Origin of the sequence: Caballeronia sp. EK (genome assembly GCF_014384845.1) — a bacterium.
Taxonomy (GTDB): Bacteria; Pseudomonadota; Gammaproteobacteria; order Burkholderiales; family Burkholderiaceae; genus Caballeronia; species Caballeronia jiangsuensis.
This window is the reverse complement of sequence record NZ_JACSUE010000005.1, coordinates 122795-142455: the sequence shown is the minus strand read 5'-3', so window position 1 is coordinate 142455 and position 19661 is coordinate 122795. Positions and strand designations below refer to the sequence as shown.

The window sequence follows — 19661 nt, the reverse complement described above, 5'->3', positions numbered from 1 at the left end:
TGAAAAAGGCCCAAGTCGTGAGACTTGGGCCTTTTGTTCTTCGGTGCTTGTCTTTACCAACACCAGAATTCTGGTGGGTAGTACTGGGATCGAACCAGTGACCCCTGCCGTGTGAAGGCAGTGCTCTACCGCTGAGCTAACCACCCGAAGAGAAACGAGATTATGTCAGGCGTTTCGCGTTTCGTAAAGACCCTGTTAAGCCAAATTCGAAAAATTATGCGGGAACGGCGTCGCCTTCGGCCGGCGCCGGTTCCGTGCGCCATACGCTCGTGCCTTTGAGCGCCTTGTCGAGATCGGTCAGCACGGCTTCGTGCGCGGCGAGCTCTTCAACGCTCGCGACGATCACCGGCAAATCCAGATCGTCGAGCGCGATGCGCGACGTCGAGACCGAGCCCGACGCGGGCTGGTCGCCGAGCATGTCGATGACGAGGCTTTCCTGGCCGCGCGTCATCGCGAGATAGACCTCCGCGAGCAACTCCGAGTCGAGCAGCGCGCCGTGCAGCGTGCGATGCGCGTTGCTGATGCCGAAGCGGTCGCACAGCGCGTCGAGCGAATTGCGTTTGCCGGGGAACATCTGCTTGGCCTGCGCGAGCGAGTCGATCACCCCGGCGCATGTTTCGGAAACCTTCGGCAATCCGAGCAGCGCGAACTCCGTGTCGAGAAAGCCGACGTCGAAGGGTGCGTTATGGATGATCAGCTCGGCGTCCGCGATGAAATCGCGCAATTCGGCGGCGATCTCCGCGAACTTCGGCTTGTCGCTCAGAAACTCGGTCGTGAGACCGTGCACGGCGAGCGCGCCGGGATCGCTGTCGCGCTCCGGATTCACGTACAGATGTAGATTGTTGCCGGTGAGCCGGCGGTTGATCAGCTCGACGCAGCCGATTTCGATGATCCGGTCGCCCGTCCTCGCGTTCAGGCCGGTAGTTTCGGTATCCAGTATCAGTTGGCGCATAGATGACGTGTAGTTTGATTAGCTGTCCGCGAGCGAGGTCACGCCACGATTGGCGAGCGCATCGGCGCGTTCGTTCTCGGGATGTCCGGCGTGGCCCTTGACCCAGCGCCACTCGATTTCATGCTGAGCGACGAGGCCGTCGAGCCGCTTCCAGAGATCGGCGTTCTTGACGGGCGTCTTCGCGGCGGTCATCCAGTTCTTTCTCTTCCAGCCGTGGATCCATTCGCTGATGCCTTTTTGCACATATTGCGAATCGGTGTGGATGACCGCGTGACACGGGCGCTTCAACGCTTCGAGCGCGGAGATCACGGCCATCAGTTCCATGCGGTTGTTGGTGGTCGCGGCTTCTCCGCCGAACAGTTCCTTTTCCTGCGTGCCGAAGCGAAGCAGGGCGCCCCAGCCGCCGGGCCCGGGATTGCCTTTGCAGGCGCCGTCCGTGTAGATGTCGATTACCTTGTTCGATGTGGGTTCTTGAGTCATCAATGCTCGTTGCGAGTCTCGTTGCGCGTGTGCGGAGCCGCGACCGGCGCGAGGCCGGGCGCGAGCGCGGTTTTTTTCAGCTTGCGGGGACCGATGACGCGCATGCCGCGCACGCGTTTCACCGCCGTGATCATGTACGCCGCGCCGAAGATGGGCCACCAGCGGTCGCCAGCGGCTTCCATGAATTCATAGCGTTGCAGCCACTTGTCCGTGACGAGCGGCGGACGATAACAGCCGAAGCGCCCGCGTTCAAGATCGAATCCGAGCAGCTTGATCCAGTCCTTGATGCGCGTGAACGCGATCATCTCGTGCGCCGACGGCACGAACGGCCGGCCCGCCACCTTGCCGAGCGATTGCCGCGCGCCCCACAGACTCAGCGAATTGAAGCCGAGGATGATCAACTGGCCCTCGGGCACGAGCACGCGTTCGGCTTCACGCAAGAGCCGATGCGGGTCCGGCGAGAATTCGAGCGTGTGAGGCAGTACGAGCAGATCGACGCTTTGCGCTTCGAAGGGCAGGTCGAGCAGATCGCACCACACGGTGCTGCGGCCATCAGGTGCGCTCGCCGCGGGTAGCGCGCTCACGCCGGGCGTCGTGGCGCGCGGCGGCGTGTAGGGCGCGCTCGATGCACTTTCGGCGTCGAGCACGAGCGCGCGGCCGGTCATGCGATTTTCACGCAACGCGTCGAGCTGCGGCATGCCGAGCTGCAGCGCGTGATAGCCGAAGATGTCGGACACCACGTGATCGAGCTGCGCCTGCTCCCATTCGAGCACGTAGCGTCCGGGCGCCGAGCTCGTCCAGGTGGGCCAGTCTATAATCGGTCGGTCAGACATGTTCGAATTGCCGCATAGAAAATCGCCATGAATTCGCTTGCCAAGAATCTATCTGCTCAGAATGCACTCGAATACGTGCCGGTTCCGGCGTTCGAGGACAACTACATCTGGCTCGTATCGGACTCGCGCGATGCGGTCGTGGTCGACCCCGGTGACGCCGCGCCCGTTGAGGCGTATCTCGCCAGGCGCGGTTGGCGACTGACCGCTATTTTACTCACGCACCATCATCAGGACCACGTCGGCGGCGTGAAAGCGCTCCTCGATAGCCGATCGGCAGAGGGTGGCATTCCCGTCTACGGCCCGGCCACCGAGCGTATCGAGCATCTGACCCAGCGCGTCACGGGCGGCGATACGGTGAGCATCGCGCATCCGGCGCTCGAACTTTCCGTGATCGACGTGCCGGGCCATACGGCCGGTCACATCGCTTACTTTCAGGCAGGCGACCCGGGCGGCACGCCGCATCTCTTTTGCGGCGACACCCTGTTCGCGAGCGGCTGCGGCCGTCTTTTCGAAGGCACGCCGCAGCAGATGCTCGCCTCGCTCGACGCGCTCGCCGCGTTGCCCGAGAACACGCAGGTTCACTGCGCGCACGAATACACGCTGTCGAATATCAAGTTCGCGCGCGCATGCGAGCCGGACAACGCCGCGCTCCTGCGCTGGAGCGACGACGCTCAGACGCTGCGCGCCACCGGCAAGCCGACTTTGCCGACGACCATCGGCCACGAAAAGGCGGTAAATCCGTTCTTGCGCTCGGACGTTCCGGCGATTCACGCGACGCTTTCGTCACAGTTCGGCACCCCGGTTTCGGACCGTCTCGAAGCGTTTCGAATGATGCGAGGCTGGAAGGATAAGTTCCGCTAACCGAACGCTTTTAGGGATAACTTCAACCGAAACGTTGGAATCGCCGTTAGATGCAGGATTTTGCAGGGGTTTTGCGCGCATTCTTATTGACGTCTTAGGTGCTGTTCCGTACTATCGGCTGCAAATTTCCAAGCATTATTTTGTGGAAGCAGAGACGTTCCATGCGACTAACCCTTAGCGCGCTGTCCGTCCTGATGCTCGCCGCGTGCGCGAGCCAGGGACCTACAGCGTCAGATCCTTTATCAGTTTCAGCCACTACCGCCGCTTCGCAGCAACAGCAGCAGCAAGTCGCCGACACCATCCGCCGCACCGCAGCAGCCAAGGAAACCATCGACGTCGACAAGACGCCCGTGACTTCGCTCGCGGGATCGTCCGATCTCTGGAACCGCATTCGTGGCGGTTTCCAGATTCCCGATCTGCAAAGCGATCTCGTCGACATGCAGGTCAACTGGTACGCGCAGCGCCCGGATTACGTCGAGCGCATGACCACGCGCTCGCAGAAGTACCTCTATCACATCGTCGAGGAACTCGAGCAGCGGCACATGCCGACCGAGCTGGCGCTTCTGCCGTTCATCGAGTCGGCTTACAGCCCGCAGGCGCTGTCGGTCGCGAAGGCAGCGGGTATGTGGCAGTTCATGCCGGGCACGGGCCGCGATTACAACCTCAAGCAGAACATGTGGCAGGACGAGCGCCGCGACGTGCTCGCATCGACGAGCGCCGCGCTCGACTATCTCTCGCGTCTGCATGACATGTTTGGCGACTGGCATCTCGCGCTCGCCGCCTACAACTGGGGCGAGGGCAATGTGCAGCGCGCGATCGCGCGCAACGAGGCCGCGGGCTTGCCGACCGACTACGAAAGTCTGCGCATGCCCAACGAGACGCGTAACTACGTGCCGAAGCTGCAGGCCGTGAAGAACATCGTGAGCAATCCGCAGATGTACGGCCTCGCGCTGCCGGACATCCCGAATCACCCGTATTTCGTGACGGTCACGACCGCGCGCGACATCGATGTGACGATGGCCGCCAAGCTCGCCGCCATGAGCGTGGAAGAATTCCGTTCGCTCAATCCGTCGTTCTCGAAGCCGGTGATTCTCGGCGCGACCAATCCGCAGATTCTGCTGCCGTTCGACAACGCGGCTTCGTTCCAGCGCAATCTCTCGTCGTATTCGGGCGCGTTGTCGTCGTGGACCACGTACACCGTGACCGAGCGTTCACGCCCGGCGGCGATCGCCGAGAAGATCGGCGTTGACGCGGACACGCTGATGTCGGTCAATCGCATTCCGGCGGGCATGCGTCTGAAGCCTGGTTCGACGATTGTCGTACCACGTACGGACGACGACGATGAAGACATCAGCGCCGACGTCGCCGCAAACGCGATGCTCGCGATCGAGCGCGACGTGCCCGACACGCGCCGACTCGTGATCCGCGTTCGCCGGAAGCAGGCCGTCAGCACGTTAGCGGATCGCTATAACGTGTCTCCGGCGCAGGTGCGCGCGTGGAACCGTACTCACGGCGATGTGATCATGCCGGGCCAGGTGGTCGTCCTGCACGTGCCTTATGGCCGTCCGGTGCCAGCCGAGCCGGGTCCGGCGCGCCTGGAGACGGTGGCGGCGTCGAGCCGTTCGTCAGGCGGCGTGTCGAAGATCGGCACGCGCGTGCCAGAATCGAAGTCGTCGCGCGGCGGCAAGGCAACCGCGCATTCGTCGGGCAAGGTGACGAAAGTGTCGGCTTCGACCGCGTCGCACGCGGCAAAGCCCGCCGCCACGGCCAAGACCGTGAAGCCGGCCGCATCGACGAAGACCAGCAAGAAGAAATAAGCCCGGCGTTTCGGCGAAGCGCTATCCCACGCCGTCACCAAGGTGACGGCGTTTTCTTTTGGCGACGCCGCTAAACTGGCGGTCCATAAGAATGAAGCGTCCGTTTCACATGCCTTCCACACGTCTCCGTGTTTTTTGCCTGTTCGCCGCCGGATACTTCGTCTCGTACGTGTTCCGCGGGGTCAATCTCGGCTTCGCGCCACTCATCACGCACGAGCTGGGTCTGTCCGCGGCCGATCTGGGTCTTCTCACCTCGCTGTACTTCATCGGCTTCGCGCTGGCGCAGATTCCGGTGGGCGTATTGCTCGATCATTTCGGCCCGCGCCGCGTGACGGCCAGCATGCTCGTCTTCGCGGCGGCCGGCATCTGGGTGTTCGGTGCATCCCACGGGCTCGCGGGGCTGATGATCGGCCGGTTCCTGATCGGCGTCGGCGTATCGGTGTGTCTGAGCGCGGCCTTCAAGGCGTCGGCGCAACATTTCGCGCTCGCGCGCCTGCCGCTCATCAACGGACTCACGATGGCCGTTGGTGGACTGGGCGGGGTCGTGGTCGGATCGCCGCTCGCATCGCTTTTGCATGTCGCGAGCTGGCGGCAGGTGTGCGTGGGACTGGGCGTGTTCACGCTCGCCGTCGCTGCCGCGATCGTCCTGTTCGCACCGCGCAAGGCGGAGGCCGAGCCGCATCATCGGGCGGACGTCGTTACCCAGTTCAAGGGCACGTGGCTCATCCTGAAAAGTGGCGTGTTCTGGAAGATCGCTTCGTTTTCTGTCGTCACGCAGGGCGTTTTCTACGCGATGCAATCGCTATGGATTCGCCCCTATTTGCTCGATGTAATGAATCTCGCGCCCGCGCACGCCGCAGCGCTCGTGTCGGTTCTCGGCTTCGCGATGATGTTCGGCTGCGTCGGCTTCGGCGCGGCGGCGCGCGGCATGGAGCGGCGTGGCGTTTCCGTGTATGCGTTCTGCGGCGCTGGTATGGTGCTGTTCGTCGTGACGCAAGTGTTGATGGTGCTGCGCGTGCCGCTGCCGCCGTCCGTGCTGATTACCGCATACGGGATTTTCGGCGGGACGGGCATTCTGAGCTACGCAGTCGCCGCCGAGTATTTTCCATCGCACATGATCGGACGCGCGCACACGACGCTCACGCTCGTGATTTTCCTGTTGATCTTTGGCTTCCAGGTGAGTGTCGGCGCGATGCTTTCGCTCTGGCCGTCCGATGGCGGACGCTACCCGGCGTCGGCGCATCTGACAGTGTGGATCGTGCTGATCGGGCTGCAAGTCGCGAGTGCGGTCTGGTACGTTTTTCCGAGCCGCGTGCTGCACAAGTCTGATCGAAAAGTAGAGCGCGCGGCGCACTGACCGGCACGCGCGAGGCAGGCAGTACGCAAGCGGACGCTTCCGAAATCTGGCGAATGCGACGTTTTCGCGCTATAATTCGAAGGTTTGAGCATATCAACCCGCACCCTAGCGCCTACCTCCCATTCACCGTCGTTCGCTGCGCATGAACTGCGCGCCGCACGGTGCCGATCGCCCGCTTGAATTCGTCGATGCCACGCGCAAGCGTGCCGGTTCGAGCCACGATGCGCGCACAGCGAGCCGCCGCTTTCACTGCGAAGGAAACCCTCGTTCTTCGAGCGACGGGAGGCCAAGCCTGAATTTCGGACAGACAGGTCGGTAACAGGGTGTTCCCCAAGGAGCTTCCCGTGTTGCCGTCATTTTCCCCCGCACTCCTCGCACTTGCCGACGGCACGGTCTTTCGTGGTCAATCGATCGGCGCGCCCGGTTCGACGATCGGCGAAGTGGTGTTCAACACCGCCATCACCGGTTATCAGGAAATCCTGACCGATCCGAGCTATGCCCGCCAGATCGTCACGCTGACCTATCCGCACATCGGCAACTACGGCGTGAGCGCCGAAGACGTCGAAGCCACCAAAGTCCATGCCGCCGGCCTCATCATTCGTGATCTGCCGGTGCTCGCTTCGAACTTCCGCTCCGAGCAATCGCTCTCCGATTATCTGAAGGCGCAAGGCGTCGTCGCCATCGCGGGCATCGACACGCGCAAGCTCACGCGCATCCTGCGCGAGAAGGGCGCGCAGAACGGCTGCATTCTCGCCGGCACCGACGATGAAGCGAAGGCGCTCGGCCTCGCGCGCTCGTTTCCGGGTCTCGCGGGCATGGACCTCGCGAAGGTCGTGTCGACGCAAGAGAACTACGAATGGACGCAGACCGAATGGCGTCTCGGCAGCGGCTACGGCAAGCAGGAAGCGCCGAAGTTTCGCGTCGTCGCGTTCGACTACGGCGTGAAGTTCAACATCCTGCGCATGCTGGCCGAGCGCGGTTGCCACGTGACCGTGCTGCCAGCGCAATCGAGTGCCGCTGACGCGCTCGCGCTGAATCCGGACGGCATCTTCCTCTCGAACGGCCCGGGCGACCCGGAACCCTGCGACTACGCGATCCGCGCCACGCGCGAGTTCATCGAGCGCGGCATTCCGACGTTCGGTATCTGCCTCGGCCATCAGATCATGGGTCTCGCCGTCGGCGCGAAGACAATGAAGATGAAGACCGGCCACCACGGCGCGAACCATCCGGTGAAGGACATGGAAGACGGCCGCGTGGTGATCACGTCGCAGAACCACGGCTTCGCGGTCGATGCATCGACGCTGCCCGCCAACGCGAAGGTCACGCACGTCTCGCTGTTCGACGGCACGCTGCAAGGTTTCGCGCTCACGGATAAGCCCGCGTTCTGTTTCCAGGGTCACCCGGAAGCGTCGCCCGGCCCGCACGACATCGCGTATCTGTTCGACCGCTTCATCAAGCTGATGGAGTCGGCGAAGGTCGCCGCTTAAAAGTACCGAACATATATATCGAGAGCAGTTATGCCGAAGCGCACAGACATCAAGAGCATCCTCATCATCGGCGCGGGTCCGATCATCATCGGCCAGGCGTGCGAGTTCGATTATTCGGGCGCGCAAGCCTGCAAAGCGCTGCGTGAGGAAGGCTATAAGGTCATCCTCGTCAACAGCAATCCGGCGACGATCATGACCGATCCGAACACGGCCGACGTCACCTACATCGAGCCGATTTCGTGGGAAGTGGTCGAGCGCATCATCGCGAAGGAGCGCCCGGACGCGATCCTGCCGACCATGGGCGGACAGACCGCGCTCAATTGCGCGCTGGACCTGTTCCATCACGGTGTGCTGGAGAAGTACAACGTCGAACTGATCGGCGCGTCGCCCGAAGCGATCGACAAGGCCGAAGACCGCCAGAAGTTCAAGGACGCGATGACGAAGATCGGCCTCGGTTCGGCCAAGTCGGGCATCGCGCATTCGATGGAAGAAGCGCTCGCCGTGCAGGCGCAGATCGCCGAGGCGACGGGCAGCGGCGGTTATCCGACCGTCATTCGTCCTTCGTTCACGCTGGGCGGCTCGGGCGGCGGCATCGCGTACAACAAGGATGAGTTCGAGGAAATCTGCCGCCGCGGTCTCGATCTTTCGCCCACGCGCGAACTGCTGATCGAAGAATCGCTGCTCGGCTGGAAAGAGTACGAGATGGAAGTCGTCCGCGATAAAAAGGACAACTGCATCATCGTGTGCTCGATCGAAAACCTCGACCCGATGGGCGTGCACACGGGCGACTCGATTACCGTCGCGCCCGCGCAGACGCTCACCGACAAGGAATATCAGGTGCTGCGTAACGCGTCGCTTGCGGTGTTGCGCGAGATCGGCGTCGATACGGGCGGCTCGAACGTGCAGTTCGCCATCAACCCTGTCGATGGCCGCATGGTCGTCATCGAGATGAACCCGCGCGTGTCGCGCTCGTCGGCGCTGGCATCGAAGGCGACGGGCTTCCCGATCGCGAAGGTCGCCGCGAAGCTCGCGTGCGGCTACACGCTCGACGAGCTCAAGAACGAAATCACCGGCGGACAGACGCCCGCATCGTTCGAACCGACGATCGACTACGTCGTGACGAAGGTGCCGCGCTTTGCGTTCGAAAAATTCCGCGAAGCCGATTCGCGCCTGACGACGCAGATGAAGTCCGTCGGCGAAGTGATGGCGATGGGCCGCACATTCCAGGAATCGTTCCAGAAGGCGCTGCGCGGTCTGGAAGTGGGCGTCGATGGTCTCGATGAAAAGACCGCGAGCCGCGACGAAGTCATCCGCGAAATCGGCGAGCCGGGCCCGGACCGTATCTGGTATCTCGGCGACGCGTTCCGTCTCGGTCTCACGATGGAAGAGATCTTCGAAGAGACGTCGATCGATCCCTGGTTCCTCGCGCAAATCGAACAGATCATCCTGAAGGAAAAGGCGCTCGAAGGCCGCACGCTCGCGAGCCTCACGCGAGACGAACTGCTGTATCTGAAGAAGAGCGGCTTCTCGGATCGCCGTCTGGCGAAGCTGACGGGCTCGACGCAGGACGATGTGCGCAAGAAGCGCCACGAACTGAAAGTGCGCCCGGTCTACAAGCGCGTGGACACGTGCGCGGCCGAGTTCGCGACGAAGACCGCCTACATGTACTCGACCTACGAGGAAGAGTGCGAAGCGAATCCGACGGACAAGAAGAAGATCATGGTGCTCGGCGGCGGCCCGAACCGGATCGGGCAGGGCATCGAGTTCGACTATTGCTGCGTGCATGCCGCGCTCGCGATGCGCGAGGACGGCTATGAAACCATCATGGTCAACTGCAACCCTGAAACCGTGTCTACCGACTACGACACGTCCGATCGTCTGTACTTCGAATCGCTGACGCTGGAAGACGTGCTCGAGATCGTCGATCTCGAAAAGCCGGTCGGCGTGATCGTGCAGTACGGCGGACAGACGCCGCTCAAGCTCGCGCTCGATCTCGAAGCGAACGGTGTGCCGATCATCGGCACGTCGCCGGACATGATCGATGCCGCCGAAGACCGCGAACGCTTCCAGCAGCTTCTGAAAGATCTCGACCTGCGCCAGCCGCCGAACCGCACGGCGCGCGCCGAAGATGAAGCGTTGAAGCTCGCGGAAGAGATCGGCTATCCGCTCGTCGTGCGTCCGTCTTACGTGCTGGGCGGCCGCGCAATGGAAATCGTCCACGAGCCGCGCGATCTCGAACGCTACATGCGCGAGGCCGTGAAGGTATCGAACGACTCGCCGGTGCTGCTCGACCGCTTCCTGAACGACGCGATCGAATGCGACGTCGACTGCATCTCCGATGGCGATGACGTGTTCATCGGCGGCGTCATGGAGCACATCGAACAGGCGGGCGTGCACTCGGGCGACTCGGCCTGCTCGCTGCCGCCGTATTCGCTGTCGAAGGAAACCGTCGACGAGCTGAAGCGGCAAACCGCCGCGATGGCGAAGGCGCTGAACGTCGTCGGCCTGATGAACGTGCAGTTCGCAATCCAGCAAGTACCGCAAGACGATGGTTCGAAGAAGGACGTCATCTACGTGCTGGAAGTGAACCCGCGCGCATCGCGCACGGTGCCGTACGTGTCGAAGGCGACGGGCCTGCCGCTCGCGAAGATCGCCGCGCGTGCGATGGTCGGTCAAAAACTGAAGCAGCAAGGCGTCACGAAGGAAGTCATTCCGCCTTACTTCAGCGTGAAGGAAGCTGTGTTCCCGTTCGTCAAGTTCCCGGCCGTCGATCCCGTGCTCGGACCCGAGATGCGTTCGACCGGCGAAGTGATGGGCGTGGGCCGCACCTTCGGCGAAGCGCTTTTCAAGTCGCAGCTCGCGGCCGGCTCGCGTCTGCCGGAATCGGGCACGGTGCTGCTGACGGTGATGGACGCGGACAAGCCGAAGGCCGTCGAAGTCGCGCAGATGCTGCACGAACTCGGCTATCCGATCGTCGCGACCAAGGGCACGGCGGCCGCGATCGCGGCGGCGGGCGTGCCGGTGAAGGTCGTGAACAAGGTGAAGGACGGCCGTCCGCACATCGTCGACATGATCAAGAACGGCGAGATCGCGCTCGTATTCACGACCGTCGATGAAACGCGCGCCGCCATCGCCGATTCGCGTTCGATCCGCATGAGCGCGCAGGCCAACAAGGTCACGTACTACACGACCATGTCGGGCGCGCGCGCGGCCGTCGAGGGCCTGCGTTATCTCCGCGATCTGGAAGTCTATGATTTACAAGGGCTGCATGCTCGCCTAAACTAAGGCTTCGATTACAAGTCTAAGCATCACGAGCCGCGGTTAAGCGGCGTCTCCTTTGATCGGGAGATGCGCTTAACCGCGGTAATTTTTTTGACGAAATTGTTTGTGAGTGGTCTATGAGCACGATTCCTTTGACGAAGCGCGGCGCGGAGTTGCTGCGCGACGAATTGCAACGCCTGAAGGCCGTGGAGCGTCCGGCGGTCATCACTGCGATCGCGGAGGCCCGCGCACAAGGCGACCTGTCGGAAAACGCGGAATACGACGCCGCAAAAGAAAAGCAGGGATTCATCGAGGGCCGCATCGCCGAGATCGAGTCGAAGCTCGCCGCCGCACAAGTGATCGACCCGACGCAGGTCGAGGCCGAAGGCCGCGTGGTGTTCGGTGCGACGGTCGAACTGGAGGATCTGGAGTCGGGCGACATGGTGACGTATCAGATCGTCGGCGATGACGAAGCGAATATCGATCACGGTCTCATCTCGGTGAGTTCGCCGATCGCGCGCGCGCTCATCGCGAAATCGGAAGGCGACGTGGCGTCGGTGCAGGCACCGAGCGGCGCGCGCGAATACGAAATCATCGCGGTACGTTACGTCTGATGGAGCACCGGCTCTTTCGCACCATCAGCATGGTCTGGGTCGGCAGCTTGCTGACCCTGGGCCTCGTCGCCGCGCCCGTCCTTTTCTCGATGCTCGACCGCACGTCGGCGGGCTCGGTGGCGGCGCAACTCTTCAGGATCGAGGCGATCATCGGCGTGGTCAGCGCGCTCGTGCTGATTCTGATCGGCAATCGCTTCGTGAAAAGCGGCATCGTCGATTACAAGCGCGTTCGGTGGATCGTCGCGGTGATGCTTCTGTGCGTGCTGGTCGGCTACTTCGCGCTGCAGCCGTTCATGAACTCGCTGCGCATGGCCGCGCAGGAAGCGGGCACCGATCTCGCCAGCGCTCCGTATGCGAAGGAGTTCGGGGTGCTGCACGGCATATCGAGCGCGATCTATCTGATCGAATGCCTGTTCGGTATCGCGCTGGTTTGGCGCCTGCCGGGTGCGGCGCCGGTCAAGGTCGTGCCGAAGGGCAAATCTGCCAAGGTGGCGGCGAAACGAGCGCGCAGCTGAATCGCGGTGGTTACGGAACGGCGCGTGCGTTACGTCGGCAACGCACGCGCCGTTCGATCATTTCACGGCTTGATGCTGGCGCTTCGAGCCGGTCTGACGCTTCTTCGCGCGCTTCACGTTGCCGCCGGCCGTCACGCGTTCGTTGCCCAGCACTTTCAGCGTGGTCTTTTTCGGCTTCTTGAAGGCGGGCGCATCGCGCGTGATCTTCACAGCCTTGACGGTGCGAGGCGCGCGGCCCTTGGTCGAATGTTCGGCGGCTTCGCCCGCGCTCGGCGGCATCGTGCTGCGCGTACGGGTGGCGCTTCTTTTCGGCGCGGCGCCTTCAGGTCTCCAGATCACGAGCAGCTTGCCGATATGCTGGATGGGCGCGGCGTTCAGGCGATCGCAAATTTCGTCGTAGACCTCGACGCGCGCTTCGCGCTCGTCGCCGAATACGCGAACCTTGATGAGCTGGTGCGCTTCGAGGTGGACGTTGATCTCTTTCAGCACGGCATCGGTCAGACCCTCCGCGCCGACGAGCACGACGGGCTTGAGCGCATGGGCCTGGGAGCGCAGATCGGCGCGCTCGGCGGGGGAGAGTTTAAGAGCTGGCATGAGAAATTTGGGACTCGACTAAAATGTGGGCGGCGTGAGGTAGCTCGCGAGGCGGTTTGAACACGCTGAAGCGAAAGCGCATGGCTTCGCGCCGGATCTGCGGCGCATCGATCGCGCCACCGCCCACCAGAAACAGAACAGGCCGGATGCCGGGTTTCGGCGCACGTTAGCGTCCGAGGGCCGGTCCGGCCGACAAGACGCGTATTATCCGCTAAAAGCATCGCGCGATGCAGCAAAATCCGCACCGGGCGCGCTGTCAGCGCGCCACATGAGCTCAGTTTGAATGGCAAAGAACCGTTTTAATCATTCGTGGTTGCACGACCACATCAACGATCCTTACGTGAAGATGGCGCAGCGCGAGGGCTACCGCGCGCGCGCCGCATACAAGTTGAAGGAGATCGACGAGCAGGACAAGCTCATCAAGCCGGGGCAGGTCATCGTCGATCTCGGCTCGACGCCCGGCAGCTGGAGCCAGTACGCGCGCAACAAGCTGGCGCAGGGCGCGAAGCGGGATGCCGAACGCGAGGGCGGCATCGATGGCACGATCATCGCGCTGGATATTCTGCCGATGGACCCGATTGCGGACGTCACGTTCATTCAGGGCGACTTCCGCGAGGACGAGGTGCTCGCGCAACTCGCTGAAATCGTCGGCGAGCGTCAGGTGGACCTTGTAATTTCCGACATGGCCCCCAACCTCTCTGGCGTAGCGAGTGCGGATGCGGCGCGCATCGAGCATCTCTGCGATCTGGCGCTGGAGTTTGCGCAGAGCCATCTGAAACCGGAGGGTGCACTGCTGGTCAAATGTTTTCACGGCAGCGGTTACAGTCAGATCGTCGAAAAGTTCAAGCAGCAGTTCAAAGTGGTGGCGCCGCGCAAGCCGAAGGCCTCTCGCGACAAATCGTCGGAGACGTTTATTCTCGGGCGGCGGCTCAAGCACCCGAACTGAAAAGGCCCGCAACCAATTTGGCGAAAATCGGCGATATTCGCGCGGATAATGTCGAAAAAAGCCTGTCTGCCGATATTTGTGCGGTAGATAAACCTTATGGCAGGGGTTAGCGGTCTGGATTAGAATGCTTTAGTGGCGTCGCAAGGTTTATGTAGGCGCCCGTCTATGAGTGAGGAGTGGTGCTTTGAACAACAATATGTTCTCTAAAGCGGCAGTGTGGCTCGTGATCGCACTGGTGCTGTTTACGGTGTTCAAGCAGTTCGATAAGCCCCGCGTCCAGGAAGGTGTGTCCTATTCGCAGTTCATGGACGACGCGAAGAACGGCAAGGTCAAGAATGTCACCGTTCAAGGGCGCAATCTGACGGTCACTCCGGCAGACGGCCAGAAGTATCAGATCGTGTCGCCCGGCGACATCTGGATGGTCGGCGATTTGATGAAATACGGCGTTCAGGTCAGCGGCAAGGCTGACGATGAACCGAATGCGCTCGTCTCCGCGCTGTACTACCTCGGACCCACGATCCTGATCATCGGGTTCTGGTTCTACATGATGAGGCAGATGCAGGGGGGCGGCAAAGGCGGGGCGTTTTCGTTCGGGAAGTCGCGAGCGCGGCTGATTGACGAGAACAACAACGCAATCAATTTTACCGACGTCGCGGGCTGCGACGAAGCCAAGGAAGAAGTGTCGGAGCTGGTGGATTTCCTGCGCGATCCGCAGAAATTCCAGAAGCTGGGCGGGCGCATACCACGCGGTGTGCTGCTGGTCGGCCCTCCGGGTACAGGTAAGACGCTGCTGGCGCGCGCCATCGCAGGTGAAGCGAAGGTGCCGTTCTTCAGTATCTCGGGTTCGGACTTCGTGGAAATGTTCGTCGGTGTTGGCGCGGCGCGTGTGCGCGACATGTTCGAGCAGGCGAAAAAGCATGCGCCGTGTATCGTGTTCATCGACGAAATCGACGCGGTCGGCCGTCATCGCGGCGCGGGCATGGGCGGCGGTAACGACGAGCGCGAGCAGACGCTGAACCAGATGCTCGTCGAGATGGACGGCTTCGAGGCGAACTCGGGCGTTATCGTGATCGCGGCGACGAACCGTTCGGACGTGCTCGATAAAGCGCTGCTCCGTCCGGGCCGTTTCGACCGTCAGGTGTACGTCGGTCTGCCGGATATCCGCGGCCGCGAGCACATCATGAAGGTGCACCTGCGCAAGGTGCCGATCGCGAACGACGTGGACGCATCGGTCATCGCACGCGGCACGCCGGGCTTCTCGGGCGCGGATCTCGCGAACCTCGTGAACGAAGCGGCGCTGTTCGCGGCGCGTCGTGGCAAGCGCATCGTCGAGATGCAGGACTTCGAGGACGCGAAGGACAAGATCTTCATGGGTCCGGAGCGCAAGTCGGCGGTCATGCGCGAAGAAGAGCGTCGCAATACGGCTTATCACGAGTCCGGTCACGCGGTGGTGGCGAAGTTGCTCCCGCACGCTGATCCGGTGCACAAGGTCACGATCATGCCGCGCGGTTGGGCGCTTGGCGTTACCTGGCAGTTGCCGGAGCATGATCGCGTGAATCTTTATCGCGACAAGATGCTCGAGGAAATCGCGATCCTGTTCGGCGGCCGCGCGGCGGAAGAAGTGTTCCTGAACTCGATGTCGACGGGTGCTTCGAACGACTTCGAGCGCGCGACAAAGATGGCGCGCGATATGGTCACGCGTTACGGCATGTCGGATGTGCTCGGCACGATGGTCTACGTCGACACGGAAGACAACGGCATGTTCGGCAAGATGGGCGCTAAGTCGGTGTCCGAAGCCACGCAGCAAAAGGTCGATGCGGAAATCCGCCGCATCCTCGACGAGCAATACGCGCTCGCCCGCAGGCTGCTGGAAGACAATCGCGCCAGGGTCGATGCGATGACCAAGGCACTGCTCGAATGGGAAACCATCGACGCAGACCAGATCAGCGACATCATGGCGGATCGTCCGCCGCGTCCGCCGAAGAACCTGCCGCCTCCGTCAGGCGATACGCCGCCGGGTGGCAGCAGCGGCACCGAGGTCAAGCCGGGCAACGCGCCGGCAACGGCCTAAGGTCTCTGCGTCCGTTCATGGGCCGGTGTGCATTGCACGCCGGCCCATTTTGACTTTACGGCCCCGGTTTTAATGAGATGCTGAACCACGCGCCGCACAATGCGGGTTCGTTTCGAATTTCATCGCGGGCAAGAGCCGCTTCCCATTTCTTTTTCTCCGCTTCGTTCCTACTCGCTTGACCACGACGATCTCATCCCCGCTTCCCGCAGCGCCGCTCCAGTGCGGCCGCTTCACGCTGACTTTCGAACGTCCGCTCGTCATGGGCATTCTCAACGTTACGCCGGATTCGTTCTCGGACGGCGGCCGTTTCGTCTCGCGCGATGCCGCGCTCGCGCGCGCCGAGCAGATGCTTGCCGATGGCGCCGACATGATCGATATCGGTGGTGAATCCACGCGTCCTGGCGCGCCGCCCGTGCCGCTCGACGAGGAACTCGAGCGCGTCGTGCCGATCGTCGAGGCGCTGCGCGCCATGCGAGTGCCGCTTTCCGTCGATACCTACAAGCCTGCCGTGATGCGCGCCGTGCTCGAAGCCGGCGCGGACATGATCAACGATATCTGGGGCCTGCGCCGGGAAGGCGCGCTCGACGCCGTGAAGGACAGCAATTGCGGGCTATGCGTGATGCACATGCTCGGCGAGCCGCGCACGATGCAACTCCACGATCCGGTGTACGAGGACGTCGTGGCCGACGTGCGGGCGTTCTTCGCGGAGCGCGTCGCCACGCTCGCGCACGCAGGCATCGCGGCGGAGCGCGTCAGTCTCGATCCGGGCTTCGGGTTCGGCAAGACCGTCGAGCATAATTACTCGTTGCTGGCGCATCTCACGGGCACGTTGCCAGCCGGGGCGAATTTTCCGTTGCTCGCGGGCATGTCGCGCAAGTCGATGCTCGGCGCAGTCACCGGACGCGGCGCCGGCGAGCGGCTCGCGGCAAGCGTCGCCGGTGCGGTTTGCGCGGCAGAGCGGGGCGCGGCGATCATTCGGGTGCACGACGTCGCGGAGACCGTCGATGCGCTGAAAGTCTGGCAGGCCACAAAGAATGCTGCCCGGAATGGGCATCATTGACACTGGCCTCATTCATCAGGAATTAGGCGCAGGCGCGCGCCGATAGAACTCATCAACTAAAAATCGCGGTCCGATAACAAGCGCCCTAAGGCCGCGAGGAGGGTCAGCAACAATGGCACGTCAATACTTTGGAACAGACGGCATCCGCGGTCGCGTCGGCGTCGCGCCGATCACGCCGGATTTCGTACTCAAGCTCGGCTACGCGGCGGGCAAGGTGCTGGCGGGCGCCGACCGCGCCCAGCAGAAGAAGGGCAATCGCCCGACGGTGCTGATCGGCAAGGACACGCGCGTGTCGGGCTATATGCTCGAAGCCGCGCTCGAGTCGGGCTTCTCGGCGGCCGGCGTCGATGTCATGCTGGCCGGCCCGATGCCAACGCCGGGCGTCGCATATCTGACGCGCGCGTTGCGCCTGTCGGCGGGCGTCGTGATCAGCGCGTCGCACAATCCGTACAACGACAACGGCATCAAGTTCTTCTCCGCCGACGGCAACAAGCTGCCCGACGAAGTCGAGCTCGAAATCGAGCGCCAGCTCGAACAGCCGATGGAATGCGCGCCGTCCGAGCGCCTCGGCAAGGCGCGGCGTCTCGATGACGCGGGCGGGCGCTACATCGAATTCTGCAAGAGCACCTTTCCGGCGAACTTCGACCTGCGCGGACTGAAGCTCGTGGTCGATTGCGCGCACGGCGCCGCGTACGACGTCGCGCCGCACGTGTTCCATGAACTCGGCGCGGAAGTCGTGTCGATCGGGGCGTCGCCGAACGGCTTCAACATCAACGACGGCGTCGGCGCTACCGCACCCGAGGCTCTCGTGCGCGCCGTGCTGGAGCACAAGGCCGATCTCGGCATCGCGCTCGATGGCGACGCGGACCGCTTGCAGATCGTCGATTCGACCGGCCGTCTCTATAACGGCGACGAGCTGCTATACGTGCTGGTCAAGGACCGCATCGCGACCGATGGCAAGGTGGAAGGCGCCGTCGGCACACTGATGACCAACATGGCCGTCGAAGTGGCGCTGAAGGAAGCCGGCGTGCAGTTCGTCCGCGCGGCGGTCGGCGACCGCTACGTGCTCGAAAAGCTGCGCGAGAACGGCTGGCTGCTGGGCGCGGAAGGCTCGGGTCATATCCTGTCGCTCGACCGTCACTCCACCGGCGACGGCATCGTCTCGGCGCTCCTCGTGCTCGCGGCGATCCAGCGCAGCGGCAAGTCGCTCGCCGATTTGCTGCACGGCGTGAGCCTGTTCCCGCAAAAGCTCATCAACGTGCGCATGAATGCGGGCGCGAACTGGAAGACGAGCGATGCGATCCGGCGCGCGGTCGAACAAGCCGAGCATTCCCTCCAATCGCACGGCCGGGTCTTGATTCGCGCGTCGGGAACGGAGCCGGTCTTGCGCGTGATGGTCGAAGCGTCGGCGCAAAAGGATGCGGTTCGGTACGCGGAAACGATTGCGCAAGTGGTGAAAGAAGCGACTTCGTAGGCGTTTACTGAAACTCGTCACATTCTTCTAAAAGCGGGCTGCGGCCCGCTTTTTTATTTGCAGCGACGCCTTGACAAATCGGGCGTGATCAAACTTTCAGCGCGTAAGCAGAATGACATGCTGGCTTCACAGTAATTCATATTACTGTCACAGACTCCTCCTATATTTCGCGGTGTCGTCTCACACGCATACACGACACACGCTCACAAACCCTGGAGGTTTCAATGAAATTGATGCAAACCGCGCTGGCCGGCGTTATTGGCGCCCTGTTCGCCATCTCCGCGCAAGCCGCCGACATCACCGGCGCGGGTTCTACCTTCGCAGCTCCGATCTACACGAAGTGGGCAGACGCCTACCAAAAGACCGGCGGCGGCAAGGTGAACTACCAAGGCATCGGCTCGTCGGGCGGTATCAAGCAAATCATCGCGAAGACGGTGGATTTCGCGGGCTCGGACGCTCCGCTGAAAGATGAAGAACTCGCGAAGGACGGCCTGTTCCAGTTCCCGACGGTGGTCGGCGGCGTCGTGCCGGTCATCAACGTGCCGGGCGTGAAGGCTGGCGAAGTGACGTTGTCGGGTCAGGTGCTCGGCGACATCTACCTGGGCAAGATCAAGAAGTGGAACGACCCGGCGATCGCCGCGCTGAACCCGAAGGCCAAGCTGCCGGATACGGACATCGCCGTGGTCCGCCGCGCTGACGGCTCGGGCACCAGCTTCATCTGGACGAACTATCTGTCGAAGGTGAACCCCGAGTGGAAGTCGAAGGTCGGCGAAGGCTCGACGGTGAACTGGCCGACGGGCACGGGCGGCAAGGGCAACGACGGCGTCGCGGCCTTCGTGCAGCGTCTGCCGGGCGCGATCGGCTACGTCGAGTGGGCGTACGCGAAGCAGAACAAGATGACCTACGTCGGCATGAAGAACTCGGCCGGCACGATCGTCGAGCCGAAGACGGACACGTTCAAGGCAGCCGCCGCCGGTGCGGACTGGTCGAAGTCGTTCTACCAGATCCTCACGAACGAGCCGGGCCAGAACGCATGGCCGATCGTCGGCGCGACGTTCGTGCTGCTGCACGCGACGCAGGAGAAGCCGGCGCAAGGCACGGAAACGCTGAAGTTCTTCGACTGGGCATTCAAGAACGGCGGTCAGGCCGCGAACGATCTCGACTACATCTCGCTGCCTGATTCGGTCGTCGCCGAAATCAAGTCGCAATGGAAGGCGAAGGTCAAGGATGGTTCGGGCAAGTCGGTTGCCGAGTAAGCGCAGTACTCATAGCTGGAAACTGTCCTAAGCTTCTGAAGCCCGGACGGTCTGTAACAAAGAAAGCCGCGCGGCGGGCCGGA

16 protein-coding genes and 1 tRNA gene are annotated in these 19661 nt (G+C 62.6%); 12 read left to right on the top strand and 5 right to left on the bottom strand.

What is annotated here, in order from left to right:
* Positions 1-71 precede the first annotated feature (71 nt).
* The 4 genes from IAG25_RS16140 to IAG25_RS16125 all read right to left on the bottom strand — a co-directional run bounded on the left by IAG25_RS16140 (position 72) and on the right by IAG25_RS16125 (position 2265).
* Positions 72-146 (bottom strand) — tRNA-Val (locus tag IAG25_RS16140).
* A gap of 68 nt (positions 147-214) precedes the next feature.
* Complete coding sequence (dnaQ, locus tag IAG25_RS16135; protein ID WP_187605772.1) at positions 215-952, bottom strand: DNA polymerase III subunit epsilon; 738 nt, start codon at positions 950-952, stop codon at positions 215-217.
* Positions 953-970: 18 nt separating this feature from the next.
* Positions 971-1432, bottom strand: a complete 462-nt coding sequence (rnhA, locus tag IAG25_RS16130) for a ribonuclease HI (protein WP_187605771.1) — start codon at positions 1430-1432, stop codon at positions 971-973.
* Positions 1432-2265 carry a class I SAM-dependent methyltransferase gene (locus IAG25_RS16125; RefSeq protein ID WP_187605770.1) on the bottom strand — a complete coding sequence of 278 codons (834 nt, stop codon included), beginning with the start codon at positions 2263-2265 and terminating at the stop codon, positions 1432-1434. The genes rnhA and IAG25_RS16125 overlap by 1 nt, the downstream gene beginning before the upstream one ends.
* A 27-nt stretch (positions 2266-2292) precedes the next feature.
* Between IAG25_RS16125 and gloB the strand changes: the two genes are divergently transcribed.
* From gloB to IAG25_RS16090, 7 genes are all read left to right on the top strand, one after another.
* Entirely contained in the window at positions 2293-3126 is an 834-nt protein-coding gene (gene gloB / locus IAG25_RS16120) for a hydroxyacylglutathione hydrolase (RefSeq protein WP_187605769.1), read from the top strand.
* 161 nt (positions 3127-3287) lie between these two features.
* Positions 3288-4943 carry a transglycosylase SLT domain-containing protein gene (locus IAG25_RS16115; RefSeq protein WP_187605768.1) on the top strand — a complete coding sequence of 552 codons (1656 nt, stop codon included), beginning with the start codon at positions 3288-3290 and terminating at the stop codon, positions 4941-4943.
* Between the two features lie 109 nt (positions 4944-5052).
* On the top strand, positions 5053-6300 hold the full coding sequence (locus IAG25_RS16110; protein ID WP_187605767.1) for an MFS transporter: 1248 nt from the start codon (positions 5053-5055) through the stop codon (positions 6298-6300).
* 344 nt (positions 6301-6644) lie between these two features.
* Complete coding sequence (gene carA, locus IAG25_RS16105; RefSeq protein WP_187605766.1) at positions 6645-7787, top strand: glutamine-hydrolyzing carbamoyl-phosphate synthase small subunit; 1143 nt, start codon at positions 6645-6647, stop codon at positions 7785-7787.
* Between the two features lie 30 nt (positions 7788-7817).
* On the top strand, positions 7818-11072 hold the full coding sequence (gene carB / locus IAG25_RS16100; protein ID WP_187605765.1) for a carbamoyl-phosphate synthase large subunit: 3255 nt from the start codon (positions 7818-7820) through the stop codon (positions 11070-11072).
* Between the two features lie 113 nt (positions 11073-11185).
* Positions 11186-11662 carry a transcription elongation factor GreA gene (gene greA / locus IAG25_RS16095; protein ID WP_035501637.1) on the top strand — a complete coding sequence of 159 codons (477 nt, stop codon included), beginning with the start codon at positions 11186-11188 and terminating at the stop codon, positions 11660-11662.
* Complete coding sequence (locus IAG25_RS16090) at positions 11662-12177, top strand: DUF4149 domain-containing protein (protein ID WP_187605764.1); 516 nt, start codon at positions 11662-11664, stop codon at positions 12175-12177. Before greA ends, IAG25_RS16090 begins: the two co-directional genes overlap by 1 nt.
* 57 nt (positions 12178-12234) lie before the next feature.
* On the opposite strand, the gene IAG25_RS16085 is transcribed toward IAG25_RS16090, so the two are convergent.
* Complete coding sequence (locus IAG25_RS16085; protein WP_187605763.1) at positions 12235-12771, bottom strand: YhbY family RNA-binding protein; 537 nt, start codon at positions 12769-12771, stop codon at positions 12235-12237.
* 283 nt (positions 12772-13054) lie between these two features.
* On the opposite strand from IAG25_RS16085, the gene IAG25_RS16080 reads away from it, so the two are divergent.
* From IAG25_RS16080 to pstS, 5 genes are all read left to right on the top strand, one after another.
* The gene (locus tag IAG25_RS16080; RefSeq protein WP_187605762.1) at positions 13055-13717 is read left to right on the top strand and encodes an RlmE family RNA methyltransferase; all 663 of its coding nucleotides are present in this window, start codon (positions 13055-13057) and stop codon (positions 13715-13717) included.
* Positions 13718-13901: 184 nt separating this feature from the next.
* On the top strand, positions 13902-15788 hold the full coding sequence (ftsH, locus tag IAG25_RS16075) for an ATP-dependent zinc metalloprotease FtsH (protein ID WP_187605761.1): 1887 nt from the start codon (positions 13902-13904) through the stop codon (positions 15786-15788).
* Positions 15789-16047: 259 nt separating this feature from the next.
* A complete protein-coding gene (folP, locus tag IAG25_RS16070) occupies positions 16048-16848 on the top strand; it encodes a dihydropteroate synthase (protein ID WP_375336527.1) in 801 nt (266 codons plus the stop codon).
* Between the two features lie 112 nt (positions 16849-16960).
* Complete coding sequence (gene glmM / locus IAG25_RS16065) at positions 16961-18322, top strand: phosphoglucosamine mutase (RefSeq protein ID WP_187605759.1); 1362 nt, start codon at positions 16961-16963, stop codon at positions 18320-18322.
* Between the two features lie 224 nt (positions 18323-18546).
* Positions 18547-19578, top strand: a complete 1032-nt coding sequence (gene pstS, locus IAG25_RS16060) for a phosphate ABC transporter substrate-binding protein PstS (RefSeq protein WP_187605758.1) — start codon at positions 18547-18549, stop codon at positions 19576-19578.
* Positions 19579-19661: the final 83 nt, after the last annotated feature.

What these genes read in the sequence shown, in the direction of transcription:
- dnaQ (WP_187605772.1), bottom strand. Translation starts at nt 952, where the DNA reads ATGCGCCAACTGATACTGGATACCGAAACTACCGGCCTGAACGCGAGG.
- rnhA (WP_187605771.1), bottom strand. Translation starts at nt 1,432, where the DNA reads ATGACTCAAGAACCCACATCGAACAAGGTAATCGACATCTACACGGAC.
- IAG25_RS16125 (WP_187605770.1), bottom strand. Translation starts at nt 2,265, where the DNA reads ATGTCTGACCGACCGATTATAGACTGGCCCACCTGGACGAGCTCGGCG.
- gloB (WP_187605769.1), top strand. Translation starts at nt 2,293, where the DNA reads ATGAATTCGCTTGCCAAGAATCTATCTGCTCAGAATGCACTCGAATAC.
- IAG25_RS16115 (WP_187605768.1), top strand. Translation starts at nt 3,288, where the DNA reads ATGCGACTAACCCTTAGCGCGCTGTCCGTCCTGATGCTCGCCGCGTGC.
- IAG25_RS16110 (WP_187605767.1), top strand. Translation starts at nt 5,053, where the DNA reads ATGCCTTCCACACGTCTCCGTGTTTTTTGCCTGTTCGCCGCCGGATAC.
- carB (WP_187605765.1), top strand. Translation starts at nt 7,818, where the DNA reads ATGCCGAAGCGCACAGACATCAAGAGCATCCTCATCATCGGCGCGGGT.
- greA (WP_035501637.1), top strand. Translation starts at nt 11,186, where the DNA reads ATGAGCACGATTCCTTTGACGAAGCGCGGCGCGGAGTTGCTGCGCGAC.
- IAG25_RS16090 (WP_187605764.1), top strand. Translation starts at nt 11,662, where the DNA reads ATGGAGCACCGGCTCTTTCGCACCATCAGCATGGTCTGGGTCGGCAGC.
- IAG25_RS16085 (WP_187605763.1), bottom strand. Translation starts at nt 12,771, where the DNA reads ATGCCAGCTCTTAAACTCTCCCCCGCCGAGCGCGCCGATCTGCGCTCC.
- IAG25_RS16080 (WP_187605762.1), top strand. Translation starts at nt 13,055, where the DNA reads ATGGCAAAGAACCGTTTTAATCATTCGTGGTTGCACGACCACATCAAC.
- folP (WP_375336527.1), top strand. Translation starts at nt 16,048, where the DNA reads ATGGGCATTCTCAACGTTACGCCGGATTCGTTCTCGGACGGCGGCCGT.
- glmM (WP_187605759.1), top strand. Translation starts at nt 16,961, where the DNA reads ATGGCACGTCAATACTTTGGAACAGACGGCATCCGCGGTCGCGTCGGC.
- pstS (WP_187605758.1), top strand. Translation starts at nt 18,547, where the DNA reads ATGAAATTGATGCAAACCGCGCTGGCCGGCGTTATTGGCGCCCTGTTC.